This is a genomic window from Mesorhizobium sp. M1399 (assembly GCF_040317735.1).
GTDB lineage: Bacteria > Pseudomonadota > Alphaproteobacteria > Rhizobiales > Rhizobiaceae > Mesorhizobium.
Map to the genome: position 1 here is coordinate 45,218 of NZ_JAMYKZ010000014.1, position 24,151 is coordinate 69,368.

The 24,151-nt window shown below is 63.4% G+C and carries 29 protein-coding genes; 18 read left to right on the forward strand and 11 right to left on the reverse strand.

Annotation, left to right across the window (positions count from 1 at the left end; translation table 11 throughout):
- Positions 1 to 5: 5 nt before the first annotated feature.
- Both rfaE1 and NKH05_RS23755 read right to left on the reverse strand, forming a co-directional pair.
- Entirely contained in the window at positions 6 to 1,484 is a 1,479-nt protein-coding gene (gene rfaE1 / locus NKH05_RS23750; RefSeq protein ID WP_353000123.1) for a D-glycero-beta-D-manno-heptose-7-phosphate kinase, read from the reverse strand.
- A 139-nt stretch (positions 1,485 to 1,623) separates the two neighbouring features.
- Positions 1,624 to 2,256 (reverse strand): LysE family translocator, encoded by a 633-nt coding sequence (locus tag NKH05_RS23755; protein WP_023719109.1) that lies wholly within the window; start codon positions 2,254 to 2,256, stop codon positions 1,624 to 1,626.
- Positions 2,257 to 2,432: 176 nt separating this feature from the next.
- Between NKH05_RS23755 and rfaD the strand changes: the two genes are divergently transcribed.
- Genes rfaD through waaC form a run of 3 tightly spaced genes read left to right on the forward strand, consistent with a single transcriptional unit; the run spans position 2,433 to position 5,334 of the window.
- Complete coding sequence (gene rfaD, locus NKH05_RS23760; protein ID WP_353026210.1) at positions 2,433 to 3,383, forward strand: ADP-glyceromanno-heptose 6-epimerase; 951 nt, start codon at positions 2,433 to 2,435, stop codon at positions 3,381 to 3,383.
- Positions 3,356 to 4,363, forward strand: a complete 1,008-nt coding sequence (waaF, locus tag NKH05_RS23765) for a lipopolysaccharide heptosyltransferase II (RefSeq protein WP_353026212.1) — start codon at positions 3,356 to 3,358, stop codon at positions 4,361 to 4,363. The genes rfaD and waaF overlap by 28 nt, the downstream gene beginning before the upstream one ends.
- Positions 4,360 to 5,334: a lipopolysaccharide heptosyltransferase I gene (waaC, locus tag NKH05_RS23770; RefSeq protein ID WP_353026213.1), complete on the forward strand. Its 975-nt coding sequence runs from the start codon at positions 4,360 to 4,362 to the stop codon at positions 5,332 to 5,334. Before waaF ends, waaC begins: the two co-directional genes overlap by 4 nt.
- A gap of 138 nt (positions 5,335 to 5,472) precedes the next feature.
- Here waaC and greA read toward each other — a convergent pair whose 3' ends face one another.
- Both greA and NKH05_RS23780 read right to left on the reverse strand, forming a co-directional pair.
- Complete coding sequence (gene greA / locus NKH05_RS23775) at positions 5,473 to 5,946, reverse strand: transcription elongation factor GreA (RefSeq protein ID WP_023719113.1); 474 nt, start codon at positions 5,944 to 5,946, stop codon at positions 5,473 to 5,475.
- A gap of 328 nt (positions 5,947 to 6,274) precedes the next feature.
- Positions 6,275 to 6,832 (reverse strand): tetratricopeptide repeat protein, encoded by a 558-nt coding sequence (locus NKH05_RS23780; RefSeq protein WP_023719114.1) that lies wholly within the window; start codon positions 6,830 to 6,832, stop codon positions 6,275 to 6,277.
- 237 nt (positions 6,833 to 7,069) lie between these two features.
- Here NKH05_RS23780 and NKH05_RS23785 point away from each other — a divergent pair, with 237 nt between their 5' ends.
- From NKH05_RS23785 to NKH05_RS23795, 3 genes are all read left to right on the forward strand, one after another.
- A complete protein-coding gene (locus NKH05_RS23785) occupies positions 7,070 to 7,495 on the forward strand; it encodes a DUF3775 domain-containing protein (protein ID WP_023719115.1) in 426 nt (141 codons plus the stop codon).
- 76 nt (positions 7,496 to 7,571) lie between these two features.
- Positions 7,572 to 8,543, forward strand: a complete 972-nt coding sequence (locus NKH05_RS23790; protein ID WP_352592470.1) for an extensin-like domain-containing protein — start codon at positions 7,572 to 7,574, stop codon at positions 8,541 to 8,543.
- A 116-nt stretch (positions 8,544 to 8,659) separates the two neighbouring features.
- On the forward strand, positions 8,660 to 9,514 hold the full coding sequence (locus NKH05_RS23795) for an extensin-like domain-containing protein (RefSeq protein WP_353026214.1): 855 nt from the start codon (positions 8,660 to 8,662) through the stop codon (positions 9,512 to 9,514).
- 53 nt (positions 9,515 to 9,567) lie between these two features.
- On the opposite strand, the gene NKH05_RS23800 is transcribed toward NKH05_RS23795, so the two are convergent.
- Positions 9,568 to 10,287 carry a gamma-glutamylcyclotransferase gene (locus tag NKH05_RS23800; protein WP_353026216.1) on the reverse strand — a complete coding sequence of 240 codons (720 nt, stop codon included), beginning with the start codon at positions 10,285 to 10,287 and terminating at the stop codon, positions 9,568 to 9,570.
- Between the two features lie 117 nt (positions 10,288 to 10,404).
- On the opposite strand from NKH05_RS23800, the gene NKH05_RS23805 reads away from it, so the two are divergent.
- Positions 10,405 to 11,112, forward strand: coding sequence for an LssY C-terminal domain-containing protein (locus tag NKH05_RS23805; protein ID WP_352483134.1), 708 nt, complete (start codon positions 10,405 to 10,407; stop codon positions 11,110 to 11,112).
- Positions 11,113 to 11,159: 47 nt separating this feature from the next.
- On the opposite strand, the gene NKH05_RS23810 is transcribed toward NKH05_RS23805, so the two are convergent.
- Positions 11,160 to 12,179 carry a zinc-dependent alcohol dehydrogenase family protein gene (locus tag NKH05_RS23810; RefSeq protein ID WP_352592476.1) on the reverse strand — a complete coding sequence of 340 codons (1,020 nt, stop codon included), beginning with the start codon at positions 12,177 to 12,179 and terminating at the stop codon, positions 11,160 to 11,162.
- A gap of 126 nt (positions 12,180 to 12,305) precedes the next feature.
- On the opposite strand from NKH05_RS23810, the gene NKH05_RS23815 reads away from it, so the two are divergent.
- Together NKH05_RS23815 and NKH05_RS23820 are read left to right on the forward strand one after the other, a co-directional pair.
- Positions 12,306 to 13,220 carry a LysR family transcriptional regulator gene (locus NKH05_RS23815; RefSeq protein ID WP_352592479.1) on the forward strand — a complete coding sequence of 305 codons (915 nt, stop codon included), beginning with the start codon at positions 12,306 to 12,308 and terminating at the stop codon, positions 13,218 to 13,220.
- A gap of 190 nt (positions 13,221 to 13,410) precedes the next feature.
- Positions 13,411 to 14,721, forward strand: a complete 1,311-nt coding sequence (locus tag NKH05_RS23820) for a hemolysin family protein (protein ID WP_023719122.1) — start codon at positions 13,411 to 13,413, stop codon at positions 14,719 to 14,721.
- A 109-nt stretch (positions 14,722 to 14,830) separates the two neighbouring features.
- Here NKH05_RS23820 and arr read toward each other — a convergent pair whose 3' ends face one another.
- The gene (arr, locus tag NKH05_RS23825) at positions 14,831 to 15,238 is read right to left on the reverse strand and encodes an NAD(+)--rifampin ADP-ribosyltransferase (protein WP_198030485.1); all 408 of its coding nucleotides are present in this window, start codon (positions 15,236 to 15,238) and stop codon (positions 14,831 to 14,833) included.
- 199 nt (positions 15,239 to 15,437) lie between these two features.
- On the opposite strand from arr, the gene NKH05_RS23830 reads away from it, so the two are divergent.
- Positions 15,438 to 15,731 (forward strand): hypothetical protein, encoded by a 294-nt coding sequence (locus NKH05_RS23830; protein ID WP_023719124.1) that lies wholly within the window; start codon positions 15,438 to 15,440, stop codon positions 15,729 to 15,731.
- Between the two features lie 53 nt (positions 15,732 to 15,784).
- Here the strand turns inward: NKH05_RS23830 and NKH05_RS23835 are convergent, their stop codons facing one another.
- Positions 15,785 to 16,075, reverse strand: a complete 291-nt coding sequence (locus NKH05_RS23835) for a hypothetical protein (RefSeq protein ID WP_023719125.1) — start codon at positions 16,073 to 16,075, stop codon at positions 15,785 to 15,787.
- Positions 16,076 to 16,264: 189 nt separating this feature from the next.
- Here NKH05_RS23835 and NKH05_RS23840 point away from each other — a divergent pair, with 189 nt between their 5' ends.
- The 3 genes from NKH05_RS23840 to NKH05_RS23850 are packed head-to-tail and all read left to right on the forward strand — an operon-like array spanning position 16,265 to position 17,995.
- Positions 16,265 to 17,107: an N-acyl homoserine lactonase family protein gene (locus tag NKH05_RS23840; RefSeq protein WP_353026219.1), complete on the forward strand. Its 843-nt coding sequence runs from the start codon at positions 16,265 to 16,267 to the stop codon at positions 17,105 to 17,107.
- Positions 17,104 to 17,577 (forward strand): MarR family winged helix-turn-helix transcriptional regulator, encoded by a 474-nt coding sequence (locus NKH05_RS23845; RefSeq protein WP_023719127.1) that lies wholly within the window; start codon positions 17,104 to 17,106, stop codon positions 17,575 to 17,577. The genes NKH05_RS23840 and NKH05_RS23845 overlap by 4 nt, the downstream gene beginning before the upstream one ends.
- A 7-nt stretch (positions 17,578 to 17,584) precedes the next feature.
- On the forward strand, positions 17,585 to 17,995 hold the full coding sequence (locus NKH05_RS23850; RefSeq protein WP_023719128.1) for an SRPBCC family protein: 411 nt from the start codon (positions 17,585 to 17,587) through the stop codon (positions 17,993 to 17,995).
- Between the two features lie 58 nt (positions 17,996 to 18,053).
- Here NKH05_RS23850 and NKH05_RS23855 read toward each other — a convergent pair whose 3' ends face one another.
- Positions 18,054 to 18,377 (reverse strand): GFA family protein, encoded by a 324-nt coding sequence (locus NKH05_RS23855; protein WP_084642673.1) that lies wholly within the window; start codon positions 18,375 to 18,377, stop codon positions 18,054 to 18,056.
- 159 nt (positions 18,378 to 18,536) lie between these two features.
- Here NKH05_RS23855 and NKH05_RS23860 point away from each other — a divergent pair, with 159 nt between their 5' ends.
- Positions 18,537 to 20,582, forward strand: coding sequence for an ABC transporter ATP-binding protein/permease (locus NKH05_RS23860; RefSeq protein ID WP_353026221.1), 2,046 nt, complete (start codon positions 18,537 to 18,539; stop codon positions 20,580 to 20,582).
- A gap of 41 nt (positions 20,583 to 20,623) precedes the next feature.
- Here NKH05_RS23860 and NKH05_RS23865 read toward each other — a convergent pair whose 3' ends face one another.
- Positions 20,624 to 20,875: a hypothetical protein gene (locus NKH05_RS23865; RefSeq protein WP_156948077.1), complete on the reverse strand. Its 252-nt coding sequence runs from the start codon at positions 20,873 to 20,875 to the stop codon at positions 20,624 to 20,626.
- On the opposite strand from NKH05_RS23865, the gene NKH05_RS23870 reads away from it, so the two are divergent.
- Together NKH05_RS23870 and NKH05_RS23875 are read left to right on the forward strand one after the other, a co-directional pair.
- A complete protein-coding gene (locus NKH05_RS23870; protein WP_352483215.1) occupies positions 20,868 to 21,341 on the forward strand; it encodes a VOC family protein in 474 nt (157 codons plus the stop codon). The two genes, NKH05_RS23865 and NKH05_RS23870, sit on opposite strands and share 8 nt — an antisense overlap.
- Before the next feature lie 120 nt (positions 21,342 to 21,461).
- Positions 21,462 to 22,238 (forward strand): class I SAM-dependent methyltransferase, encoded by a 777-nt coding sequence (locus NKH05_RS23875; protein ID WP_023719131.1) that lies wholly within the window; start codon positions 21,462 to 21,464, stop codon positions 22,236 to 22,238.
- A 61-nt stretch (positions 22,239 to 22,299) separates the two neighbouring features.
- Here NKH05_RS23875 and NKH05_RS23880 read toward each other — a convergent pair whose 3' ends face one another.
- Entirely contained in the window at positions 22,300 to 23,193 is an 894-nt protein-coding gene (locus NKH05_RS23880; protein WP_352592530.1) for a transcriptional regulator GcvA, read from the reverse strand.
- Between the two features lie 206 nt (positions 23,194 to 23,399).
- On the opposite strand from NKH05_RS23880, the gene NKH05_RS23885 reads away from it, so the two are divergent.
- Both NKH05_RS23885 and NKH05_RS23890 read left to right on the forward strand, forming a co-directional pair.
- Complete coding sequence (locus NKH05_RS23885; RefSeq protein WP_352592500.1) at positions 23,400 to 23,585, forward strand: DUF1127 domain-containing protein; 186 nt, start codon at positions 23,400 to 23,402, stop codon at positions 23,583 to 23,585.
- A 72-nt stretch (positions 23,586 to 23,657) separates the two neighbouring features.
- Positions 23,658 to 24,143, forward strand: a complete 486-nt coding sequence (locus NKH05_RS23890; protein WP_352483124.1) for a VOC family protein — start codon at positions 23,658 to 23,660, stop codon at positions 24,141 to 24,143.
- The last annotated feature ends 8 nt before the right edge of the window (positions 24,144 to 24,151 follow it).

Here is a 24,151-nt window from a genome sequence, read left to right on the forward strand (position 1 = left end):
AATCCTCAGTTCCCGGCGCGCAATCTGCCGATGGTGCCGGTGGTGCTCTTGCCGGCAACGAGATCGACCAGCACGACGCGCCCGCCGGCCTTCTGCACGACATCGGCGCCAACCACCTGATCGACCGTATAGTCGGCGCCCTTGACCAGTATGTCGGGGCTCAGCGCCTCGATCAGCGAAAGCGGCGTATCCTCCTCGAAGATGACGACAGCGTCGACGGAGGCAAGTGCTGCCAGCACGCAGGCCCGGTCATGCTGGTCGTTGACCGGGCGCCCCGGCCCTTTCAGCCGGCGCACCGAGGCATCGCTGTTGAGGCCGAGCACCAGCCGGTCGCACAGGCTGCGCGCCGCGTGCAACAGACTGACATGGCCGGCATGCAGGATATCGAAACAGCCATTGGTGAAGCCCACGCTCAAGCCCTCGTCCTTCCAGCCCGCCACCAGCCGCGCGGCGGCGGCGGCATTGAGGATGGCATCCTTGTGGGCAACCGGACCATGCGAGCGAAACAGCGCGCCGGTGAGTTCCTCGATCGTCAGCCGCGCCGTGCCGCGCTTGCCGACGACAACGCCGCCGGCGGCGTTGGCGATCGATCCGGCCATGACGCGATCCGCCCCTGCAGCAAGCGCCAGTGCAAACGTCGCGATCACCGTGTCGCCGGCGCCTGAAACGTCGAACACTTCGCGCGCCTGCGTGGCGATATGCCGGGCGTCGTCCGCACCGATGACGCTCATGCCCTTTTCGCTGCGCGTCGCGACGACGAAATCGAAACCGTGCGCCGCAATCAGCTGGCGCGCCGCCGCCTCGATCTCGTCGTCGGCGAACACCGCGCGGCCGACCGCCTCGCCGAGCTCCTTACGGTTGGGCGTGATTGCCGTCGCGCCGGCATAACGCGCATAGTCGCTGCCCTTCGGATCGACCAGCACCGGCTTGCCCGCTTCCCGACAGATCGAGATCAGCTCGCCGGCGACGCCGTCGAGCAGCACGCCCTTGCCATAGTCGGACAGGATGACGATGTCGGCGCGCGCCAGCGCGTCGCGGAAATGCCCGACCATCATCGCCCGCTCGGCATCGCCCAGCGGCTTGATTTCCTCTTCGTCGAAACGCAGCACCTGCTGGTTGAGCGCGCTGAAGCGGCTTTTCGACGACGTCATGCGATCGGCATCCTGCGCCAGCCCGCCGGTGTCGACGCCAAACTCGTCGAGCATGCGCATGAGGTTCTTGCCGGCCTCGTCAGCACCGATCACTGAGACCGGTATGGCGGCGGCGCCGAGCGAAACGATATTGGCGACGACATTGCCGGCGCCACCCATCGCCAGCGTTTCGCCGCGCCCGTGCAGCACGGGGATCGGCGCTTCCGGCGAAATGCGCTCGATTACGCCATTGACGAAACGGTCGAGGATGAAATCGCCGACCACCAGCACGGTGGCGCTGCCGAAGCGCGAGATGGCGCGGTGAAGAGGTTCGGGTGAAGGCAGCTTGATCATGTCAACGCGCGGGAGAGCCGATTTCAGTGACAGGGAAATTCGATTGGCAGGGCCGGCCGTTCATGGCGATGCCGATATACCGCAATTCCAGCCAACGCAACGGCAGGCCTTCGACCGATCGCGGCAGCGCGACGGTGCGTCAGCTTTTCTGCAACGCGACATGCACGCCCAGCCCGACGAGCACCGCACCGCCGGCGCGCCGCATCAGTCGTTGCGCCCGGCTCGAGCGCCGCAGCCTGGCGGTCACCGCGCCGGCCAGCATCACGCAAACAATGTCGGCCGACGAGAACATCAAATTGACGATCGTTCCAAGCACGACGAACTGCAGCCAGACCGGAAACCCTGCCGAGGCATCGATGAATTGCGGCAGGAACGCCATGAAGAAAATCGCCGTCTTGGGATTGAGCACCTCGACGGCAACGCTCTCGAAAAAGGCGCGGCGGGCGGATTTCGGCTGAATTCCCGGCAAAACCGCATCGCCTTGCGCCTTGGCGCGAAACAGCGAAACACCGAGCCAGATCAGATACAGTGCACCGACCAGCTTGACCGCCATGTAAAGCACCGGCACGGCATGGAAAAGCACCGACAGGCCGACAGCGGCGGCGAAGACATGCACATAGCCGCCGAGATGGATGCCGAGCGCCGCCATCAGGCCGGACCAGCGGCCGCGCGCCATGGTTTGCGCGGCGGCATAGAGCATCGCCGGACCGGGGATATAGGCGAAGATCGCCGTGGTGGCGAAAAAGGCGACAAGCAGTTCGGTTGACGGCATTACCTTGCTCCTGTCGCCGGTCGGCCGGCAGGCCGACCGAAACGAGACCTTTGCGGCGCCACTATGACGCTCATCCTGCCGCCCCGCCACCTGCTTTGTCGACAGCCCGGCCCGCCTCCCCTATAAGGCCAGAATCCTACAAGGGCTACAACCGGCACAAGGTACCAGAGGCTTTCATGATCATCGTCACGGGCGGCGCCGGCATGATCGGTTCCAACATCGTCGCCGCGCTCAACGCCGACGGTTTCAGCGACATCCTCGTCGTCGACGACCTCACCGACGGCCACAAGATCGCCAATCTCGCCGATCTCGAGATCGCCGATTATCTCGACAAGGACGATTTCCTGGCGCGGATGGAAGCCGGGGACCTCGGCCGCATCGAGACCGTCTTCCACCAGGGTGCCTGCTCGACCACCACCGAATGGAACGGCAAGTTCATGATGGAGGTCAACTACACCTATTCGAAGCACTTGCTGCACGCCTGCCTGGCCCTGCGCGTACCCTTCCTCTATGCCTCGTCCGCTTCGGTCTATGGCGGCGGCGCCGAGTTCCGCGAGGATCCGCAATACGAACGCCCGCTCAACGTCTATGCCTATTCGAAAAAGCTGTTCGACGACTATGTCCGCCGCACCGTGTTCGATACCGACCATTCGCCGGTGGCGGGCCTGCGTTATTTCAACGTCTACGGACCGCGCGAGGCGCATAAAGGCGCCATGGCCTCGGTCGCCTTCCATTTGTTCAACCAGGTCGAACGCGGCGAAAACCCCAAGCTGTTCGGCGCCTATGACGGTTTCGGGCCCGGCGAGCAGAGCCGCGATTTCATCCATGTCGGCGATGTCGCCGACGTCAATCTGTGGCTGTGGAAACGCGGCTCGAGCGGCATCTTCAACTGCGGCACCGGCAAGGCCCAGCCGTTCCGCGCCATTGCCGAAACGGTGATCGATACGCTCGGCCAAGCCCAGATCGAATTCATCGAATTTCCCGACCACCTCAAGGGCAGCTACCAGAGCTTTACGCAAGCTGATATGTCCCGCTTGCGCGCAGCCGGTTACAATGGCCAGTTCCGCACAGTGGAAACCGGCGTCAGAGACTATGTCGAATGGCTGAAAGCCCAACGATCCTCGTGATCGGCCCACGCTGGGTGGGCGACATGGTGATGGCGCAGTGCCTGTTCCAGGCGCTGAGGGAGCTTCATCCGAACGCCGCCATCGACGTGCTGGCGCCGGCCTGGGCAGCCCCCCTGGTCAAGCGCATGCCCGAAATACGCCAGCAGATCGATCTGCCGCTGAAATCCGGCGCGTTCGAATTCCGCGTCCGCAGGCGCTTCGGCCGCCTGCTGCGCGGCCGCTACGACATGGCCTATATCCTGCCGGGCAGCTGGAAGTCGGCGCTGATCCCGTTCTTTGCCGGCATTCCGCGCCGCGTCGGCCATCTCAAGGAAATGCGCTATGGGCTGCTGACCGACATCGTGCCCTTGCCCGATCGCCTGAAACGGCGCACCGCGCAGGCCTATTTCGGCCTTGCCCAGGGCGGCGGCTTCCGGGCTCCCAAGCTTGCCGTCGATCAGGATAACCAGGCGGCACTGCTCGGCCGTTTCGGGCTGACGGCGAGGAAATTCGTGGCACTTATGCCCGGCGCCGAATTCGGCCCGGCCAAGCGCTGGCCGAGCGAACACTATGCCGGCGTCGCCCGCGAGATGATGGCGAAGGGGTTTGGCGTGGCGCTGTTCGGATCGAAGAACGACGCCGAGGTGACGGCTGAAATCGCCGCGCTTGCGCCGGGCGCCGTCGATCTCGCCGGCCAGACGCGGCTGGAGGATGCCATCGACCTGATCGCCGCGGCGAGGCTCGCCGTCTCCAACGACAGCGGGCTGATGCATGTCGCCGCCGCGGTCGGCACGCCGGTTGTCGCCGTCTACGGCTCGACCTCGCCGCAGAACACGCCGCCGCTCGCAGAGCGTCGCGAACTGGTCTGGCTCGGCCTGTCCTGTTCGCCGTGCCACAGGAAGACCTGCCCACTCGGTCATCTCAACTGCCTGAAGACGCTGGACGTCGAACGCGTCGTGGTGGCGGCGGAGCGGCTGCTGGAAATGCCGGCCGCCGCATGAAGGTGCTGATCGTCAAGACGTCGTCGATGGGCGACGTCATCCACACCTTTCCCGCGATCGAGGATGCGCGCCGCGCCCGGCCCGGCCTGTCGTTCGACTGGTGCGTGGAAGAGGCCTTTGCCGGCATCGTGGCGCTGCATCCCGCCATCCAAACCATCCACAGCGTGGCGATCCGGCGCTGGCGCAGGAAGCTGCTCGAGCCCGGCACATGGCGGGAAGTGGTCGGCTTGTGCCGCGCCTTGCGCGATTGCCGCTACGACCTCGTTCTCGATGCGCAAGGCTTGTTGAAATCGGCGCTGGTGGCGCGGCTGGCGGCAGGACCGATCGCCGGGTTCGACCGCTCGAGCGCCCGCGAGCCTTCGGCGAGCCTGTTTTATGGCCATCGCTACGCCGTGCCGCGCGACCTGCATGCCATCGAGCGCACGAGACGGCTGTTCGGGCTGGCGCTCGGCTACGAGCCGGATTTTTCCCGGCTTGACTCCGGCATCGTGCCGCCAGCCGGAAGATCGACTTTTGTCGGCGAAAAGACCGCCTTCCTGCTGCACGGCACCAGCCGCGAGGACAAGAAATGGCCGGTCGCGGACTGGATCGAAACCGCCCGCCTGCTGGTGGATAAGGGGATGACGCCGGTCACCACCTGGTCGAACGACCGGGAAAAGGCAGTTGCCGAGGCGATCGCCGGCGCCGTTTCGCAAACCGTGGTGGTTCCCAGGTCGCCGCTTGCCGAGATCGCCGCTGTCATCGGCGGCTCAGCGCTGGTGATCGGCGCCGACACCGGCCTGACCCATCTCGCCAGCGCCTTCGGCCTGCCGACGGTGGCGGTATTCCTCGCCACCGAGCCCGGCCTGACCGGCCCGCGCGGCCCGTTCTCATCGACGCTGCTTGCCAGACCCGGCCGCAGCATCACGCCGCCGGAGGTGATGGCGGAAGCCGAGAGATTGCTGGCGCTTAAATCACAAGGCGCGGCGTAGGACCTTTTCAGAATTCGCTCTGGCGAGTCGAATAGCGTGGGTTTCGAGAACCGGAGCGGAGCGTACTTAAAGTACGCGAGCACCGGAAGCGCAGAAAACCGCTCTAGTCGGCTGCCGGAGTAGAATTATCAAAAGGTCCTAGATGAACTGCACCTGGACGATCTCATAGCCCCTGGCGCCGCCGGGCGCGTTGACCTCGATGGCGTCGCCGACTTCCTTGCCGATCAGGGCGCGCGCGATCGGCGAGGAGATCGAGATGCGGCCGGACTTCACGTCAGCCTCCTGGTCGCCGACGATCTGGTAGGTCTTTTTCTCCTCGGTATCCTCGTCGACAAGCACCACGGTAGCGCCGAACTTGACCTTGTCGCCGCTGAGCTTGGTGACGTCGATCACCTCGGCCCGCGCGATCAGATCCTCAAGCTCGTTGACCCGGCCCTCATTGAGGCTCTGCGCCTCTTTTGCCGCGTGATATTCGGCATTTTCGGAGAGGTCGCCATGCGAGCGCGCTTCGGAAATCGCCTCGATGATACGCGGCCGCTCCTGTTGCTGGCGCCAGCGCAGTTCTTCCTTCAATGACGCGAACCCCTCGCCTGTCATCGGGACCTTGTTCATATGCCTGACCTTTCCTGCCGCCGCCCCCGCAATCGGGAGCGACCTTGTCGATGGTACAAAAAGAAAACGGTCCGGCAGCCTCGGGCTAACGGAACCGTCTCACCACAATTTCGCAAGATATAGCAATCTTCGCGGGTTTTTCACGTCCAAAAAGTCGGTTTTTGAAAAATCATCCACCAATTGCGCGGGTGACCCGACGTCAAGCGGGTTTCCAAGATCGCATCGTGTGTACCGTGATGCCAAATCCCGGTTGTGGCCAAACGTGCGCAGCACAGCAAAAAACCGGCTGCGATCGCTCACAGCCGGTTATGAGGAGCGTTCCGGAGGATCAGCTCCTCATGAAATGATCGATCTGCTCCGACAGCATGCCGTATTCGCGAGACCCCTTGCCCGTGCGCTTCTCGATTTCGCGGAGCTGTTCCTGGGCGCCGGCAAGATCGCCGATCTGCAGGTGCGCCTCGCCGAGATATTCGCGCACCAGCGTGTAATTCGGGTCGATGCGCAGCGCTTCCTCGTAATAGCCGAGGCCGACGGTGATGCGGCCGGAATGGCGGTGCGAATAGCCGAGATAGTTGAGGATGCGCGGGTCCTGCTTGTTGGCGGCGAGGCTGAGCACGGCGATCGCCTCGTCATAGCGTCCATCCATCGCCAGCGCGCGACCGGCATCATAGATGCTGTCGTCGTCCAGCATGCCTTGCTTCGGCGAGACACATTTCTTCTGCTTCTTGTCCCAGGCCTCCCCCTTCTTGCACTGGCTCTGGCCGCCGCCGCCATTGCCGCCGCCGCCGCCACCACCTCCCCCGCCTTCACCAGCCGAAAACGCCGGAGCCGCAATCAGCGGCAGGGCGGCCATGGCCATGGCACAAATCAGCAATCGTCTGCGCATCGAACTCTCCTTAGAACCTGACAATGCAACACTAACGCCGGGCCGAAGCCGTTTCGTCCCCGGAAAATGCCATTCTATCTCAAAACCGCGATCTCTCCCAGCAAGGCCATCTTATCCCTGGAACAGAGGGCATCGGAAATCATGGTTCACGATCAACGCCGACGCGCAAGAGAACGTGACGAGCGCTGCAAATCGGCTATCATCGGGCCGACCGAGCACGAAGCAGGGAGACGGCCGGTGCAGCAACGCGTTGAACGAGACTGGGAGCTTTCGATCGGTCCCGACACCGTGCGCCTGTTCATCCTGAAGGCGAAGGCGCTCAGCGCCGCCGTGAACGAAGACTATGCCGACGGCGCCGAGCACGAGGTAGAGCTCGACGGCAACGCGCACGACAACCACCATCACGACGGCCTTGCCGAGGAAAGCTCCGAAAATCTCACCGAGGAGGAACTGCGCGAACTGATCGACGACCTCAATGTCGACGAAGCGGCCGAACTGATTGCGTTGGCCTGGGTCGGCCGCGGCGACTATGACGCGACGGAATGGACGGACGCGCTGACCGCCGCCCGCGAGCGCGCCAACAAGCGCACGGCAAAGTACCTGCTCGGCATGCCGCTGCTGGCGGACTGGCTCGAGGAGGGCCTGGAAGCGATCGGCGCGTGACGGCGCGGTTACCGATTGTGATCGCCGGCCCGCCTCGCCCAAGGCAACTTCCCTGCATTCTGGCCGTTGCGAAGTAATGGCGGCGTTTGGCTTTTTCAGATTGGGTAGATTGCTCCTGGCCGTTACGGCTACGTCGCTGACGGGACCCGCTCTGGCCAAGGCGCCCGAACTGCCGCAAACTGCACCGGTTCCGCAGTTCAACCAGGAAGCCACTCCGCCGTCGCCAGCCGACATCCCGGTCCCCGAACCGCGCCCGGCGGATGCCCCGGAGGCTGAGCCGCCCCAAAACGAGCAGCCGCAAAACGGGCAGCCCCAAAATGGCCAGCCCAAGACCCAGCAGCCGGAGCCGCCGGCGATTGCACCACAGCCTCCTGAAAAGCCGGCGCAGGCTGAGCCGCCGGCAAGCCCACCGGCCGCGCCACCAAACCCGGCCGAGGCAGACAAAAAGGCGGAGCAAGAAATCCTTCCAGATCCTCGCTCGGCCGCCATTGCCGGGAAGGAAATGCCGGCCGAAGAATTGGCCTGCCGCAGGCGGCTGAAGTCCATGGGCGTCGATTTCGAGGAGCGCAAGCCCGAGCATGATACGGCGGTCGGTTGCTCGATCCCTTACCCGGTCGTGCTGAAAACGCTCGGCAAATCCATCGCCATCGGTCCCGAAACCGAGCTCAATTGCCAGATGGCGGAAGCGGCCGCCCGCTTTGCTGCTTCGGTCATCCAGCCTGCCGCAAAGGCCGAGTTCGGCACGGATATCAAATCGATCGGCCAGGCCTCCGCCTTCGTCTGCCGGCCGCGCCACGCCGGCGGCAAACTGTCGGAGCACGCCTTCGGCAACGCCCTCGACATCGCCAGCTTCACGCTTTCCGACGGGAAAGAGATCGATGTCGGTCCAACGCCGCCGCAGAAGGACGCGGAATTCCTGGATGCAGTGCGCAAGGCCGCCTGCGGGCCGTTCAAGACCGTGCTTGGCCCGGGCAGCGACGCCGATCATTCGCTACATCTCCACTTCGACCTCGAACCGCGCCGCAATGGCGGCACGTTTTGCCAATGACGCCGGGCGCCGACAGTGGCGCCGCAATTTGGCCGCAGGCGTGAACGGCGCCGCTGATTTTTCCTTTACTCTTCAGGTTTAGAGTCTGTGCCATCCAGGGACAGGGAACCCCTCCGATGGCCGGGCTATTTCGCGCTGCGCTTGCCGCTGCGCGGCACACAGGACGCGCGCGCATGGCCGGCAGGCTTGCCGCCGTGCTTGCCATTGCAGCGGTCTCGGCCTGCAATACCGACAGCGTGCTGTCGCTGCAGCCGGCCGTCGATGTCGGCAGCCAGACCGCTGCCGTTCCGCCCAATTCCGGCCCACAAGATTCCGGTCCCCAAGATTCCGGCCCGGAATATTCCGGCATGCAGCGCCTCGTCCCGTCCGACCCATATATGACGGCCGCCTATCCGCGCATGGACAACCCGATGTCGCCGGCCGAACAGATGCCGGCTACAGAGATCGATTGCCGCAAGGAACTGAAACGCCTCGGCGTCGTCTACACCGACGTTGCGCCGATCCATGAAGGCCAGTGCGGCATCGACTATCCGGTCAAGGTCTCGGCCATCGGCAGCGTCGAGATGAAGCCGGCCGCGACGCTGACCTGCGACATGGCCGCCACCTTTGCCGGCTGGACCAGGAACGAACTCGTCCCGTCGGCCCGCTGGCGCTATTTTTCAGGCGTCAGGACCATCCACCAGGGCTCGAGCTATTCCTGCCGCAGGATTGCCGGCGAAGGTGTTTTGTCGGAACACGGCAAGGGCAATGCGCTCGACGTGATGAGCATCGAGCTCAACAATGGCGACGACATCGACGTCCGCAAGCCCGGCCTGTTCGCCTTCCGCACACGCGGCTTCCTCAACAATGTGCGCGCCGACGGCTGCCAGTACTTCACCACCGTGCTCGGCCCCGGCTACAATTACGATCACCGCAACCATTTCCATTTCGACATCAAGAACCGCAAGAACGGCTACCGCGCCTGCCGCTGACCGTTCCGGTTTTCAGATGAAATTGGAACAAGCATTTCGCGAGAGCGTCCGGATCAGCTGCGTTGCGTGCCGCCGGTGGAAGCCTTGATGTGCTGCGCGACCAGACCCTGGACGTGCCACAAGTTTTTGTCGCCGATTCCGCTTTCCTCGAGCATGCTGACGGTGCGGAACAGATACTGGGCGGACGAACCCCAATGTCCGGCTGCGCGCGCCAATGTCTGTGCCACCTGATCGAGCGGCAGCCGCCCGGCATAAGCCTTGCCGTCGGGCGCCGCGACGAATGCCAGGGCGCGTAGCGGACCGTCGCTGGTCTCGACCCAGATCCAGCGCGGCACGTTGGTAGGCGGGTTGGCGTCGATCTCCCGTCGCATCAGCCGACCGAGTTGCCCGAAATGATCTTCTGCCGGAAGTCTGTAGACAACGCCTTTGCAGCTGCCGCCACGGTCCAAAGCCAGCATCAAGGCCGGAACATCACGGGTTCCCCGCCAGCGGGTCAGCTTCATGCAGAACGAGCGGTGCCACCCTGGCGCCGTGGCCGGGCGCTGCTCGACATAGTCGAATTCGGGATTCCAGATCAGCGAGCCGTAGGCAAAGACCCAGAGCATTTCGGGCCGGTATTTCAGCAGCAGTTGCTCGACAAGACCATCGAACTCCGCGTCGGTGTGCTCTGTCGTCCCGGGCTCGGGGCCGGGGTCGGGCTCGACACGTTCGACCAGCGCGACAAGGTCGGCGGTCAACGCCATGGCAGTGCCGCGCGCCGGTTTGCCCTTCATCACGCCCTCATTCGTGCTAGCCGGTTCTACGCCATTTCATGCTACGATAGACCGGCTGCGCGCCGCTTGCCAAGGATTTCGACGGCCTGACGGGCCTGCCAATTCGAGCGCCAATGCATGAGCCAACGAAGCCTTCGACGACGTGCAACGACCTGGCTGGTGGCATGCTGTGCCGCTTATCTTTCGCTCGCCTATTTCGCCGCGCCTGAGTTCTGGACGTTGCGGGACCGCAATTTTCGCAGCCGGCAATTCGAGATGGTGACGCACACGCCGCAAGGCATTCTGGGCGATCCGATCAATGTCGGCCTTGTCGGCACCAGGAAGGAGCTTGTCCATGCTTTTGCCGTCGCCGGCTGGGATACGGCAGACGCGATCACGCTGAAGACCGCGATCGAGATCGGCGAAAGCGTGCTGTTTAACCGCCCCTATCCCGATGCGCCGGTCAGCCGGCTGCTGTTCGAAGGCCGCGCCCAGGACCTCGCCTTCGAAAAGCCGGTCGGCGACAGCGCCGACCGGCGCCACCACGTCCGTTTCTGGCAGACCGATGCGACCGGCGACGACGGCCGGCCGCTTTGGCTTGGCTCGGCAAGCTTCGACCGCGGCGTCGGCCTCAGCCACGATACCGGCGCGATCACCCATCACATCGGCCCCGACATCGACGCCGAGCGCGACGGGTTGATGCGCGACCTCGCCGCTGCCGGCATGCTGATCTCGACCAGCCAGATACCAGGCGTCGGCGCCACAAAGGCCGGGCGCAACGGCGAAGGCGATCCCTATTTCACCGACGGCAAGGCCATTGTCGGCGTGCTGCTGCAACTGCCGTAGGCGCCATCAGCCTTCCCGTCTGACAGCCATTTTCGTGCCGACGGGGTTCAGGGCACGGCGATCACGATCTTGCCGAACGGTCCCGTCTCCAATCGCTCAAATGCCTGCGGCACCTCGTCGAAGCCAAACACCTTGTCGATCACCGGCTTGATCGCAAGCGTCTCGATCGCCTGGTTCATCCGCTCGAAAGCGCGGCGATGGCCGATCGATATGCCCTGTACGACGATCCGGTTGCGCAGGAACGGAATGATCGGGAAACTAAGCTCCATGCTGCCGAGAAGGCCGATGAGCGACAGCCTGCCGTCGGCGCCCAGCGCATTGAGCGAGCGCCGCGCATTGTCGCCGCCGACCATTTCCAGCACATGCCTGACGCCGGCGCCGTTTGTCAGCTTGCGCGCCGCCTCGTCCCATGCCGGCTGGCTGCGATAATTGATTCCCTTCCAGGCGCCGAGCGCCTTCGCCCGCTCGAGCTTCTCGTCGCAGCTCGAGGTGACGATGGCGCGCAGGCCTAAGGCGGCGGCAAATTGCAGCGCAAACAGCGACACGCCGCCAGTGCCCTGGATGAGAACGGTTTCGCCCGGGATCGGCTTGGCCGCCTCGACCAGCGCGAACCAGGCCGTCAGCGCCGCGATCGGCAGCGTCGATGCCTCGATGTCGCTGAGCGACGGCGGCGCCGCCACGGCGGCATCCTCATGAAACAGCACATGCTCGGACAGCGTGCCGGGCAGTGACGAACCCAGCGTATGCTTGTGCAGCACGGGCGGCGCGTCGCCGTCCGGCCAGTCGGCGATGACCTGGCCGAGCACGCGCTGCCCGATGCCGAAGCGGCTGACTTTGCCGCCGATCGCCACCACCTCGCCAACCGCGTCCGATGTCGGCACGAACGGAAAGCTGAGGTCCGGTATCAGCACGCCATCGACGATCATCCTGTCCTTGTAATTCAGCGATACCGCTGTGACGCGCACCAGCAGGTCATGCCGCCCGGGTTGGGGCAGCTTGCCCTCAGCCGGCTTCAGCCTGGACAGACCGAAACCGTTCATCTGCCAGGATTTGTTTTCGGTGCTCATTTGGTTCGCGCTCCGCGGTTGATGGCTGCGCGGACATTTACGCCGTTTCACTATGGAGAAAAGAGCTTCTATGTGGCATGTTTTGCAACGGATTAATGAGTGAAACTCTACAATAGGAGCGCTTCATTGGAATCGGCCAATCTGCAGGGCATCGTCGCATTCGTTCATACCGTGGAGGCTGGCAGCTTCACCGGCGCCGCTGTCCGGTTGCATGTCACGAAATCGGCGGTCGGCAAGTCGATCGCACAGCTGGAACAGCGGTTGGGCGTTCGCCTGCTCAACCGTACCACCCGTAGCCTCAGCCCAACCAGCGAGGGCCTGAGCTACTATGAAGCCTGCGTCAGGGCGCTGGCCGAGATCGAAGCCGCCCAGTCACTGCTCGCTTCCCGCAAGCAGGTGCCTTCCGGGCGGCTGCGCGTCGACCTGCCTCTGGCTTTCGGCCGGCGATGCGTCGCCCCGGTGCTGTTCGACATTTCCAAAAAATTCCCGGATCTGACGATGGAAATCTCGTTCAACGACCGGCGCGTCGACCTGATCGAGGAAGGCATCGATCTGGCGGTGCGCATGGGCGATCTCGACGACAGCCTTTCGATCGCCGCGCGCCGCATCTATGCCCAGCGTTCGGGCATCGTCGCCGTCCCCGCCTATCTCGACGCCCATGGCAGGCCGCAATCGATCGAGGATCTCGCCAGGCATAGCCTCATCGGCTACGGCCGCGACGGCGCTGTCCATCCCTGGACCGTCAGGCATGCCGACGGCCGTCTCGAAAAATTCGCGCCCAAGGCGCGGCTGGTGCTCGGCCACGGCGAACCGATGCTCGATGCGGTACTGGCCGGCTGCGGCATCGTCTTTCTGCCGACATGGCTGACGGCCGACAGCATCAGGCGCGGTGAGCTCGAAATGGTTCTGTCGGACTGTCTTGTCGAAAATACCGTGGTGCATGCCATCTGGCCGGTAACACGCAACCTCGCGCCAAAGGTGCGCGTCGTCGTCGACACCCTGATCGAGCATTTTTCCGCGCCGCCCTGGGATGCCGCTTGATTGCTCCGCCGGCTAGTTGAAAAGACAAAGGGCCATTGCTTAAGGTTTGCGCTGCCAGGGCGGCGCCGACTTCGACAATTGATAACCTCCAAGACGAATTGGGCATTATCTTTTCTGCCTGAAGCGATTGCCCTGAAAAATCGCAACCGTCCTATTTTCGAAAACCGCGTGGCAATGCTATGGACCCGGCATGCTTTATGCTGAAATTGCCATCGTGGTCGTCCTCATCTGTGTGAACGGCCTTCTGTCGATGTCCGAGCTCGCCATCGTCTCGTCGCGGCCGGCGCGCCTCAAGGCGATGATCGACCGCAACGTCAAGGGCGCTGGCCGGGCTCTGGCGCTCGGCGCCAATCCGGGAAAATTCCTGTCCTCGGTGCAGATCGGCATCACTTTGGTCGGCGTCTTGTCCGGCGCCTTTTCCGGCGCCACGCTTGGCGAGCGGTTGGCCACCTTCCTGGCGTCGGCCGGTATCCGCGAAAGCCTCGCCGACCCGCTCGGCGTCGGCATCGTCGTCGCCCTAATCACCTATGGCTCGCTGATCATCGGCGAACTGGTGCCTAAGCAGATCGCCTTGCGCGACCCCGAACGGGTCGCCGTCAGGGTCGCTCCGGCAATGACCATCCTCGCCAGCTTCTCGGCGCCGCTGGTCTTCCTGCTCGACTTTTCCGGCCGTGCCCTCCTGTGGCTGCTTGGCCAGCGCGGCCAGAGCGAGGAGAAGGTCACCGACGAGGAGATCAAGATGCTGGTCGCCGAGGCCGAGCACCACGGCACCATCGAATCCGACGAACGCCGCATGATCGCGGGCGTCATGCGGCTCGGCGACCGTGCCGTGCGCGCGGTGATGACGCCGCGCACCGAGGTCGACTGGATCAATTTGCAAGCCGACGAGGCCGCCATCAGGAAGCTGCTGATGGATACCCAGCATTCGCGCCTGCCGGCCGGCGACGGCGGCGTCGACGCCATGATTGGTGTCGTCCAGACCCGCGACGTGCTGGCCGCGATGCTGGGCGGCCGCGCCCTGGACCCGCGCCGGCACGTGCGCACCGCCCCGATCGTGCATGACCAGGCCGACGCGCTGGATGTGCTTGCGACGCTGAAGGAATCCGACGTGCCCATGGCGCTGGTGCACGACGAATACGGCCATTTCGAAGGCATCGTCACCCCAGCCGACATACTGGAAGCGATCACCGGCGTCTTCCGCTCGGACCTCGATGCCGGCGACGAGGAAAACGCCGTCAAGCGCGAGGACGGCTCATGGCTGCTCGCCGGCTACATGCAGGCCGACGAGATGGCGGAGGTTCTCCGCATCGACCTGCCCGAGAACCGCGACTACGAAACCGTCGCCGGCTATGTGCTGTCGCATATGCACCATCTGCCGGCGACCGGCGAATGCGTCGACGCGCAAGGCTGGCGCTTCGAGGTCGTCGACCTCGACGGCCGCCGCATCGACAAGCTCATCGCCACCCGACTGCCCGGCGCCCACCGCGAGGTCGTGCGGTAGGAGGCGGTGCGGTCGGGTCCTGATCCATTGCAGACGGCGAGCCGTGTTTCGCGGCGACTGCCGCCGACCGTAGGTCAGAGCCAGGCCTGGCAATTGCAGGACTTAGCGATCAATCGATCGCCTCGATGCCTTGCGCCTTCAGCCGTTCGATATGGTCCTTCATCTCTTTCAGCCGCTCCGGGGAGTGGCCCTGCCACTTGGCGACCTCGCCCGTGATCCTGAGCGGCTCGCGGGAGCGATAGGACTGCGTCGGATTGCCGGGAAATTTCTTGTCCGTAAGATTGGGGTCGTCCATGATCGGGCCGGTTGGCTCCACGATGTAGATCCTTTCCCGCCCGTCACCAGCGGCCAGCTCGGCACCCCAGATGGCCGCATCCAGAGTGCCGGTCAGATAGACCCAGGCTGCCTGCTTTCTCGCGCCGTAATTGGAGCTGTAGCCGGCTTCTATCAGGTCTCCCGGTTTAAGGTCGACCCGGGTGCCGTGGTAGAATTGGCGTGCGTTGTCGGGGGCTGTCATCGGCTCGCTACCCATCCTCGCTGTCTCAGGCATCATGGTGCCGTGGTGCGCACTATTTCATGCACGTCACCAAATCAAGCATCTGGCCGTGCGGTTATCGGCTCCCGACACCCATTCCGGTTGTCCCGCCCGATGCACGCTATCGGTCGGCTGCCGGTGCAGGTATTATCGGCGCCCTGTACGTTGCTAGGGTGGAAAAATGGATCTGCAAATCTTCAGGGATTCGATTGCAAAACCACAGCCGCCAGCCGGCTTGAGCCCTGCCCTGCAGGCGCTGTGGTGGGATGCAAAGGGCGATTGGGCTAAGGCGCACGAATGCGCGCAGCAGCGCGACGATACGGCGGGCATGCACGTGCATGCCTATCTCCACCGCAAGGAAGGCGACCAGTCGAATGCCGAATATTGGTATCGCCGCAGCAATGCCGCGCCGTCGACCTCAACGCTTGACGAGGAATGGGAAGAGTTGGCGCGTGCACTTCTAGGGCAAAGCTGACGCCTGCTCGGCCCCTCGCAAAATAGCCGGTCCTGCAACCACTCGCCGGGGCTTCAGCTGGCGCCCTGTGGCTTGTCCCTGCCGTTCCATTCCGCAGTGCGCGCCCGCGCCTCTTCGGCGATCAGCTTGAACTCCCGCATCTTCGCAGCCTCGATGGCGAATGCGCTGCTTGGCAGGACGCCGGGGTCCTCCTGACTGTTCTGAAACTGAAAACGGGCCTCCAGTTCGGCCCATATTCGCTCGGGTGCCGTATCCTTGTTGGCAAGCAGTGCGACGACCAGCGCCAAAGTCTCGCGCTGGGCGTTCAGCCGCCCTTCGATCTCTTCATTCGGCAATTCGGACATGCGGGTCGCTTCCAGTTTCTGGCTCAACGGCAAAATCGCACCCTTGTTCCGGAATTCAGCGCCTGCGCGATCGGGCTGAGCGGCAGATGCTCGCGATCGCCATCGCGCTGATCTTTTCTCCTCCGTCCTATTGACTCCTAAATATATGACGTGTCATACGATGACATATCATCTAATGGAGAGGAAAAAATGAAAGTACATGCCATCCGGACCGGGTCGGTCCGCATCAAGACGGCCCAGATCGAAGGACGCGGTCATGGGCTTGCCAGCATCTTTGCCGACAGGAACTGGTCCGGCTGGTTGCCGACCTTCGCCTGGGCCATCGAGCATGACGAAGGCGTCATTGTAGTCGACACTGGACAGGCGGCGCATCTGCTGAACGGGCACGGACGCTCGCTGCATCCGTTCTTTCGCTGGGAAGTGCACTTTCGTATCGAGCCGGAAGAAGAGATCGGGCCGCAGCTGCGTGGCCTGGGTATCGGGCCGCGCGACGTCAAACGGGTGGTGCTCACGCATCTGCACATGGACCACGATGCGGGCCTGGTGCATTTTCCCCATAGCGAGATACTCGCCGCCCCCAGTGAGATCGACACGGCGTCGGGTTTCATTGGAATGCTCCGCGGCTACCTGCCGCAGCGCTGGCCCGACTGGTTCAACCCCATACGGCTCGAGCTCGACGATGGACCGTTCGGCCAATTTGCGGCGAGCAAGCGCTTGACCAAAGCGGGCGACGTCGTGGCGATCGCAACTCCTGGTCACACTGCCGGTCATCTTTCGGTGCTGGTGGAGGATGGCGACGCAACGCTCTTTCTCGCCGGCGACACGTCTTACAACCAGGCACTGATGCTTGCCGGCAAGGTGGACGGCGTGGGACCCGATACAAAAATTGCCGCCGCCACCCTGCGAGCCGTCCGGCAGCTCGCCGAGCAGCAGCCGACGATCTATCTGCCGACCCATGATCCGGAGAGCGCCGTGCGGCTGGCGACGCGTCAGCTGGTGACCGCCCCGGTCGAACTGGGAGCGGCGGCATGAAACCAGAAGAGGAGCTGCGATTCCTCATTCTCGGCGCCCAGCGCGAAGGCAACAGGCTGCTTACCGACTTGCTCTCGCCGCTTGGCGTCACCCCTTCCCAGGCTGAAGTCATCAGCTGCCTGAAGGCCGGCGGACCAATGTCGCTCAATGCTGTTGGCAAGCTGCTGGTCTGCGAGACCGGCAGTCCCAGCCGGCTGGTAAGCACGCTGGTCGAGCGGGCGCTCGTCGTCAGGCGGGAAAACTCCGACGATCGCCGGCAGGTGGAGCTCGAACTGACACAGGAGGGGCACCGGCTCGCCGCCGAAATCCGGCAGGTCGAATCCCGGCTTTACGGATGGCTGGGCCAGCGGCTCACGCCGAACGAGGTCACAACCGCCGTCGGGCTGCTGCGAGTTCTGGTCGCCGGAACAGCCGCCGGCAACGCAATCGCCCGGCGCGATGGGCCATCATCCGATCTCCCGAAGGAATAAGTCACAAATGTTCGACATATCAATCGAGATCGACAGGCCTGCCCAGACCGTCTTCCGTCATATCGAGGATATTGAAGCGGCTCCGGCCTGGTACTCGGCTGTGCAGTCCGTAGCCAAGCTCACGGCCGGCCCGGTCGGGCGGGTCCTCGAAAACATCGTGGAGGTCACCGAGTTCGAAGTCGATGCACTGCTGACTTTGTCCAGCTTGAGCGGGCCGACGCCATTCACCTACCGCTTTCGGCTGGCGCCGACAGGCCACAGAACGCATCTCCACCTCGAGGGTTCGATTACCGGAAAAGGGCTTCCCGGGCCGATGGCGCTTCTCGCGCCGCTCGCGTCCAGCTTCTTCGAACGCGGCATGCGAATAAATCTTGAGAGCCTGAAGCGAATTGTCGAGACTGCTCGTCCAGCAGAGTGATCCCTGAAGTTCTGTTGCAACTCTGTGCCAGCGTCTGCACGCATCGCCATTTCGCTCCTCAAGCGACCTTGGGCAAGCCTTCCAAACAAAGCCATTTATGTTTCCTGTCAGGCCAGTGGAGCGTTGCCGGGGCCGGAAAATGCGGGTCCTCCAGACAGCCGACCGAGACCGACAGCGCATCCTTCAATCCTTCTGCCCGCATGAAAACGACCGATCCGCAAATGGTGCAGAATGTCTGCTCCAACCATTGTCCCGACGACCAGGTTCTGCGCCAGAATCTGGTCTCCCCTTTCTGTCCGACGAGGGCCGCGTCGGCGTAGATGGCCCGGTACGAAAACGCCGTCCCGGTGCATCGCTGACACTCCAGCCAACTGCACGCGATGCGCCTGCCGGCGGAGCTGCGTCGCGGTCACAGGAGCCGATGCAGGAGCGAGGCCGCTACGGCAGCCGGCAATCATGAGCGAAACCCAGGCGCTGTTGGCAGCTGACCATCTCGAGCGGACGCTATGAAACCTTCTGATTTTTAAGCCGTTATCGCCGGATGCCCGAGGCTAGATTCAAGCCGAAATCGGTTGACGCCGCCCAATTGCGCGATGCCGAGGAGTCGCGCCACGAGAAACAATCGACTGTCGAAGCCGCGTCCGAGGTCGTCGGCGAGGCCGCGCCGCCGCCGGATTTCATCGAACCCGATCCGGAGCTGACACCCGAAGAGGCCGAGCAGGCGCGCAAGAGGTACCTGCTGAAGCGTTTCTGGATCAGCGCGCGCGGTTACTGGGGCAGCATTGGCGATAGGCTCGCTTGGCCGTGCACGATCGGGCTGTTGGTCCTGATCGTCACCAATGTCGGCTTCCAGTATGGGATCAATGTCTGGAATCGCGCGATTTTCGACGCCATTGAGCAACGCAACGCCCATACCGTATATCGGCTGAGCGCCGTTTTCGTGCCGCTCGTGCTCGGAAGCACAAGCCTTGTGGTGGCACAAGTCTTCTTTCGTATGACGATACAGCGCCGCTGGCGCTCCTGGCTCACCACCGCAGTCATCGCACGTTGGCTCGCAAGCGGCCGCTACTATCAGCTGAACCTCGTCGGCGGTGACCACAGCAATCCCGAAGCCCGCATCGCCGAGGATTTGCGGATTGCCACAGAATCGCCCGTCGATTTCATTGCCGGTGTCATCGTCGCATTTCTGTCGGCCTCGACCTTCATCGTGGTGCTGTGGACGATCGGCGGCGCCTTGACCCTGCCGATTGCAGGTTCGACCGTCACCATTCCCGGCTTCCTGGTCGTCACCGCGGTAATCTATGCCGCCATCACGTCCACCTCGATGGCGGTCATCGGCCGCCATTTCGTCCACCTCTCCGAGGAAAAAAACCAGGCGGAAGCTGAGTTCCGCTACACGCTGACGCGCGTGCGGGAAAACGGCGAGAGTATCGCATTGCTCGGCGGCGAGGAGGAGGAGCGCAGCGGCATGGACAAGACATTCGCCCATGTGCTCAGGCAGTGGGCGCTCCTTGCAGGCCAGCACATGCGCACAGCGCTGGTGTCGCAGGGGTCGAGCCTGTTTGCGCCGGTCGTGCCGGTTCTGCTTTGCGCTCCAAAGTTTCTCGAAGGCAGCATGACACTTGGACAGGTAATGCAGGCTGCCTCGGCCTTTGCCATCGTGCAGGGCGCGTTCGGATGGCTGGTCGACAACTACCCCCGTCTCGCTGATTGGAATGCCTGTGCACGGCGCATCGCCTCGCTGATGATGTCGCTCGACGGGCTTGAGCGGGCGGAACAGAGCAACACCCTTGGACGCATTAAGCGCGGCGAAACCGAAGGCGATGCGATGCTTGGGCTGAACAATCTCTCCGTGTCGCTCGACGACGGTACCGCCGTGGTCAAGGAAACCGAGGTCGTGATCAAACCAGCCGAGCGGGTGCTCGTTGCCGGCGAATCCGGCTCAGGCAAGAGCACGCTGGTGCGGGCCGTCGCAGGCCTGTGGCCGTGGGGTAGCGGCAGCATCAACATCCACGCCGACAGACGGTTGTTCATGTTGCCGCAACGGCCTTACATCCCCACCGGGACGCTTCGCCGCGCAGTCGCCTATCCAGGCGCCGCCGACAACTGGACGCTGAAAAAGATCAAGGCGGCTCTCGACAAGGTGGGACTCGATTATCTCAACGCCAAGATCGAAGAGGACGCGCCATGGGACCAGACCTTGTCGGGTGGCGAAAAGCAGCGGCTCGCCTTCGCGCGTCTTCTGCTGCACAGCCCCGATATCATAGTGCTGGATGAAGCAACCTCAGCACTTGATGAGAAGAGCCAGGACAAGATGATGGAGATGATCATTCGCGAATTGCCGAAGGTCACCATCATCAGCGTAGCGCATCGCGCCGAGCTGGAAACCTTTCATAGCCGCAAGATCACGTTGGAGCGTCGCGAGGGCGGCGCAAAGCTTGTCAGCGATATCGATCTCGTCCCGCGCAAGGGCAGACGGAACTTGCTTGTGCGCCTCCTGAGGCACCGGGGCGCCCAACCGAAAGCCAGCACGCCCTTGAGCAAAGCGGCGCTGCCCCAAACAAAGCTGCCCCAGACAAAAAAGTGAAGGCCACCGGTCGGGACCCGGCGGACCGTCGCCCGTTCGAGTCACTGCCCACATCTGGTCTTAAAAGTGCCAGCCGTGATACCTTGATGCCGTGCAGGTGTTGCTGTCGGAACGTCAGATGGCACGAGCGCATTCCATTTTCGTAGTGCAACGCCGAGGCTGGCTGTGCAAAAGCCCGGATTGACTTCAAGGCCCGGGTTGATTTCAAAAGCCCAGGTTGTTTCCAAAAGCCCAGGTTGATCAAAAGCCCAGGTTGATTCAAAAGCAAAGGGACCAGCAATGACAATCGCCAAGAACACGATCTGCCTTTGGTATGACAAGGACGCCGAGGCTGCGGCCCGCTTCTATGCCGAGACTTTCCCCGACAGCTTGGTGAAATCCGTCCACCGCGCTCCCAGCGACTACCCGTCCGGCAAGGCGGGCGACGTGCTGACGGTCGAGTTCACGGTCGCCGGCATCCCCTGCCTCGGCCTCAATGGCGGTCCCGCGTTCAAACACAACGAAGCCTTCTCCTTCCAGATCGCCACCGACGATCAGCAGGAGACCGACCGCTACTGGAACGCCATCGTCGGCAATGGCGGCCAGGAAAGTGCCTGCGGTTGGTGCAAGGACAAATGGGGCATCTCCTGGCAAATCACGCCGCGCGTTCTGACCGAGGCGATGGCTGCCGGCGGCGACGAAGCAAAGCGCGCATTCGAGGCGATGATGGAGATGAAGAAAATCGACGTTGCCGCGATCGAGGCAGCGCGGCGCGGCTGATAGTGCTGGGGTGACCCGAAGCAGAAGTCGGTGCATCACCCGGCTGAGGAGATCATCGACAAGATCAGAGCGGAGCGGCTGGGAATGCCGCCGTGCCCATCATGTCCAGGCAGGCGTGCGATGGTGTTGAACTGCGCCGAGTTTTACGACGCCGAGCTGCGACGGCACAACGAGGTCTTCAGGGCTGCCGTCAAGGCGGGAACGCGTGATCGCGTGCTCGATATCGGATGCGGCTCGGGACAATCTTCTCGCGATGCTGCCCGCGTCGCGGTGGAAGGCAGCGTGCTCGGGGTGGACGTATCGGCCGAGATGCTCGAGTTCGCCCGGAGGCGTAGCGCGGACGAGGGATTGCGAAACGTCGCCTTCGAGCGCGGCAATGCGCAATTGCTGGCGTTTCCGCCTGCCGGCTTCGATCTGTGCATCAGTCGCTTTGGCGTGATGTTCTTTGCCGATCCGGCGGCGGCGTTCGCCAATATCGGCCGGGCGATGCGACCAGGGGCACGTCTTGTGTGGATGGTATGGCAGGGCCAGGACCGCAACGAGTGGGCGACTGCCATTCAGCGGGCGATTGCGCCGGGGACCGCCATATCGGCAGCCGCCGCCACCCCGTTTTCGCTCGGTGACCCCGTCATCACCGCGGAGGTCTTGCGTGCGTCCGGTTTTGTTTCGGTCGACTTTGCCGAAGTGCATGAACCGGTTTTCTATGGCCTGGACGTCGATGCGGCTTATGACGCTTTGCTTGGCCTGCAACTGGTGAAGGATCCGCTGGCTAGCGCGGATGTGGATGTCGCTGCGGCGCTGCGGCGGTTGCGCGAACTGCTCGACGCGCGCTTGACCGCGGACGGCGTGCTTTTCGACTCGCGTGCCTGGATCATCACCGCAGTTCGGGCGAGCTGATAGTAGCGGTTTTTCGGACATTGATCTGTAGGCGAACTGTCCCCTCGGCTCGGCCTTCCCGTCACCCCATTTGCGGCGTGACTTCTGAAAGCAGCCAATCCCGAAAAGCCCTGACTTTGCGCTGACGGATCGCCGCTGGCGGGTAGACGAGATAGAAGCTGGAGGGGGATTTCAGGGCGTGGCCGAAGGGCCGGACAAGTCGCCCGGCGGCAAGGTCGGCTGCAACGAGCATGGTCCGGCCCAGCACCACCCCTTCGCCTTGTGCTGCCGACTCCATCGCAAAGGTGGCAGAGTCGAAGGTAATCCCGCTCTGCGGGTCCACGCCGTCGACCCCGGCGCTTGCGAGCCAGGTCGCCCAGTCGATCGGAAAGCTGTCACGGATCAGCGTGTGATGTTTAAGATCCTGAGGAGTGCGGAGCGGATGTGCACCCTCAAGAAGCTTTGGGCTGCACACTGGAAACACCTCCTCGCCGGTCAAGAACTCTGACGTGAGCCCCGCATAATTTCCGCTGCCATAGCGGACCGCGACATCGATGCCGTCGCCGAGGAAGTTGGTCAGCTTCCCGCTCGTCGAAACCCGCACATCGATGTCGCCATGCGCACGGTGAAAGCGATAGAGGCGTGGCACCAGCCATCTCCCCGCGAAGCCATCGGAGGTACTGACGTTCAGTGTCGAGCTCGAATAGCGGGCCGTTGCTGCAGCGGTGGCGGCAGCCAACTGGTCGAGCACCTCGCGCACCGCCCGCGCATAGGGCTCGCCGACGGCGGTCAGGCTCACCGAACGCGTACCGCGCTCGAACAGCTGCACACCGAGCTGATCCTCAAGGTTCTTGATCGCCCGGCTGATGGCGCCGTGGGTGACATGAAGTTCCTCTGCCGCCTTGGAGAAACTCAACAGGCGCGCCGCCGCCTCGAAGCTCGGCAAGGTGGTGAGGGGAGGCAGTTTCCGGGGCATGATCGATACCTGCATGTGTGAGCGATGCTCACACATTGTCGCCGATAAGTCGTTTGTCGTCCAGACCGGAAGACGGCATGTTTGCTCACGTAATCAGCCATCCACCGCCGCTGCAAAAGGCAAGTCTGATGTGACTGATACTCTCGCTGACGAAAGTCGCGGGGCAACTACCAACACCAAAACTGCCGCAACCCTGGGAGAGCACCATGAGCGCCAAACGAGTTGAACCCATCGTCGACGTCCTGACCGGCATGGCCGGCCGCATCCTCGCCTCGAGCAGCCGGCGCCGGACCGAGCGGCTGATTGCACGCTTCTCGACCCGCCGGCTCGAAGACCTCGGGTTGGCCCGCGACTGGGACGGCTCGATCTATCGGCAGTCGGACCGCCGCTAGCCTGAACGAAAGTAACGGCGGACAGGTTCTTCGCGAAAGATCGCTGTCGCAAGGAATTAACGGAGAACGGACATGGCCACCATCCATCCATTCCTCTGGTTCAACACCGACGCCAAGGAGGCCCGCGATTTCTATCTCTCGGTCTTCAAGAACGGCAAAGTGCTCGAGACGATCGAATACACCGACTGGGTGTCCGGAACCAACAAGACGGTCCCGCATGCCACCTTCGATTTCGAGCTCGAGGGACTGCACCTTACAGCGCTCAACGCCGGGCCGCAGCCGCCCTTCAACGAGCGGCTCTCGCTCTACATCGAGACCAAGGACCAGGCCGAGACCGACTACTACTATGAGGCGCTCACCGCCGGCGGCGGCAGGGAACAACCCTGCGGCTGGCTCACTGACAAGTTCGGCGTCTATTGGCAGGTCATCCCGGAAATCCTGCCGCGGCTCAGTGCCGATCCGGATCGCGAAAAGGCCAACCGCGTCCGGCAGGCGATGTATGGGATGCGCAAGATCATCATCGCCGACCTCGAAGCCGCCTACGCCGGCAAGGCTTGACCCTCACC

Coding starts and splice junctions, on each gene's coding strand:
- rfaE1 (WP_353000123.1), bottom strand. CDS start 1,484: ATGATCAAGCTGCCTTCACCCGAACCTCTTCACCGCGCCATCTCGCGC.
- NKH05_RS23755 (WP_023719109.1), bottom strand. CDS start 2,256: ATGCCGTCAACCGAACTGCTTGTCGCCTTTTTCGCCACCACGGCGATC.
- rfaD (WP_353026210.1), top strand. CDS start 2,433: ATGATCATCGTCACGGGCGGCGCCGGCATGATCGGTTCCAACATCGTC.
- waaF (WP_353026212.1), top strand. CDS start 3,356: ATGGCTGAAAGCCCAACGATCCTCGTGATCGGCCCACGCTGGGTGGGC.
- waaC (WP_353026213.1), top strand. CDS start 4,360: ATGAAGGTGCTGATCGTCAAGACGTCGTCGATGGGCGACGTCATCCAC.
- greA (WP_023719113.1), bottom strand. CDS start 5,946: ATGAACAAGGTCCCGATGACAGGCGAGGGGTTCGCGTCATTGAAGGAA.
- NKH05_RS23780 (WP_023719114.1), bottom strand. CDS start 6,832: ATGCGCAGACGATTGCTGATTTGTGCCATGGCCATGGCCGCCCTGCCG.
- NKH05_RS23790 (WP_352592470.1), top strand. CDS start 7,572: ATGGCGGCGTTTGGCTTTTTCAGATTGGGTAGATTGCTCCTGGCCGTT.
- NKH05_RS23795 (WP_353026214.1), top strand. CDS start 8,660: ATGGCCGGGCTATTTCGCGCTGCGCTTGCCGCTGCGCGGCACACAGGA.
- NKH05_RS23800 (WP_353026216.1), bottom strand. CDS start 10,287: ATGAAGGGCAAACCGGCGCGCGGCACTGCCATGGCGTTGACCGCCGAC.
- NKH05_RS23805 (WP_352483134.1), top strand. CDS start 10,405: ATGAGCCAACGAAGCCTTCGACGACGTGCAACGACCTGGCTGGTGGCA.
- NKH05_RS23810 (WP_352592476.1), bottom strand. CDS start 12,179: ATGAGCACCGAAAACAAATCCTGGCAGATGAACGGTTTCGGTCTGTCC.
- NKH05_RS23820 (WP_023719122.1), top strand. CDS start 13,411: ATGCTTTATGCTGAAATTGCCATCGTGGTCGTCCTCATCTGTGTGAAC.
- arr (WP_198030485.1), bottom strand. CDS start 15,238: ATGACAGCCCCCGACAACGCACGCCAATTCTACCACGGCACCCGGGTC.
- NKH05_RS23830 (WP_023719124.1), top strand. CDS start 15,438: ATGGATCTGCAAATCTTCAGGGATTCGATTGCAAAACCACAGCCGCCA.
- NKH05_RS23835 (WP_023719125.1), bottom strand. CDS start 16,075: ATGTCCGAATTGCCGAATGAAGAGATCGAAGGGCGGCTGAACGCCCAG.
- NKH05_RS23840 (WP_353026219.1), top strand. CDS start 16,265: ATGAAAGTACATGCCATCCGGACCGGGTCGGTCCGCATCAAGACGGCC.
- NKH05_RS23845 (WP_023719127.1), top strand. CDS start 17,104: ATGAAACCAGAAGAGGAGCTGCGATTCCTCATTCTCGGCGCCCAGCGC.
- NKH05_RS23850 (WP_023719128.1), top strand. CDS start 17,585: ATGTTCGACATATCAATCGAGATCGACAGGCCTGCCCAGACCGTCTTC.
- NKH05_RS23860 (WP_353026221.1), top strand. CDS start 18,537: ATGCCCGAGGCTAGATTCAAGCCGAAATCGGTTGACGCCGCCCAATTG.
- NKH05_RS23875 (WP_023719131.1), top strand. CDS start 21,462: ATGGTGTTGAACTGCGCCGAGTTTTACGACGCCGAGCTGCGACGGCAC.
- NKH05_RS23880 (WP_352592530.1), bottom strand. CDS start 23,193: ATGCCCCGGAAACTGCCTCCCCTCACCACCTTGCCGAGCTTCGAGGCG.
- NKH05_RS23885 (WP_352592500.1), top strand. CDS start 23,400: ATGAGCGCCAAACGAGTTGAACCCATCGTCGACGTCCTGACCGGCATG.
- NKH05_RS23890 (WP_352483124.1), top strand. CDS start 23,658: ATGGCCACCATCCATCCATTCCTCTGGTTCAACACCGACGCCAAGGAG.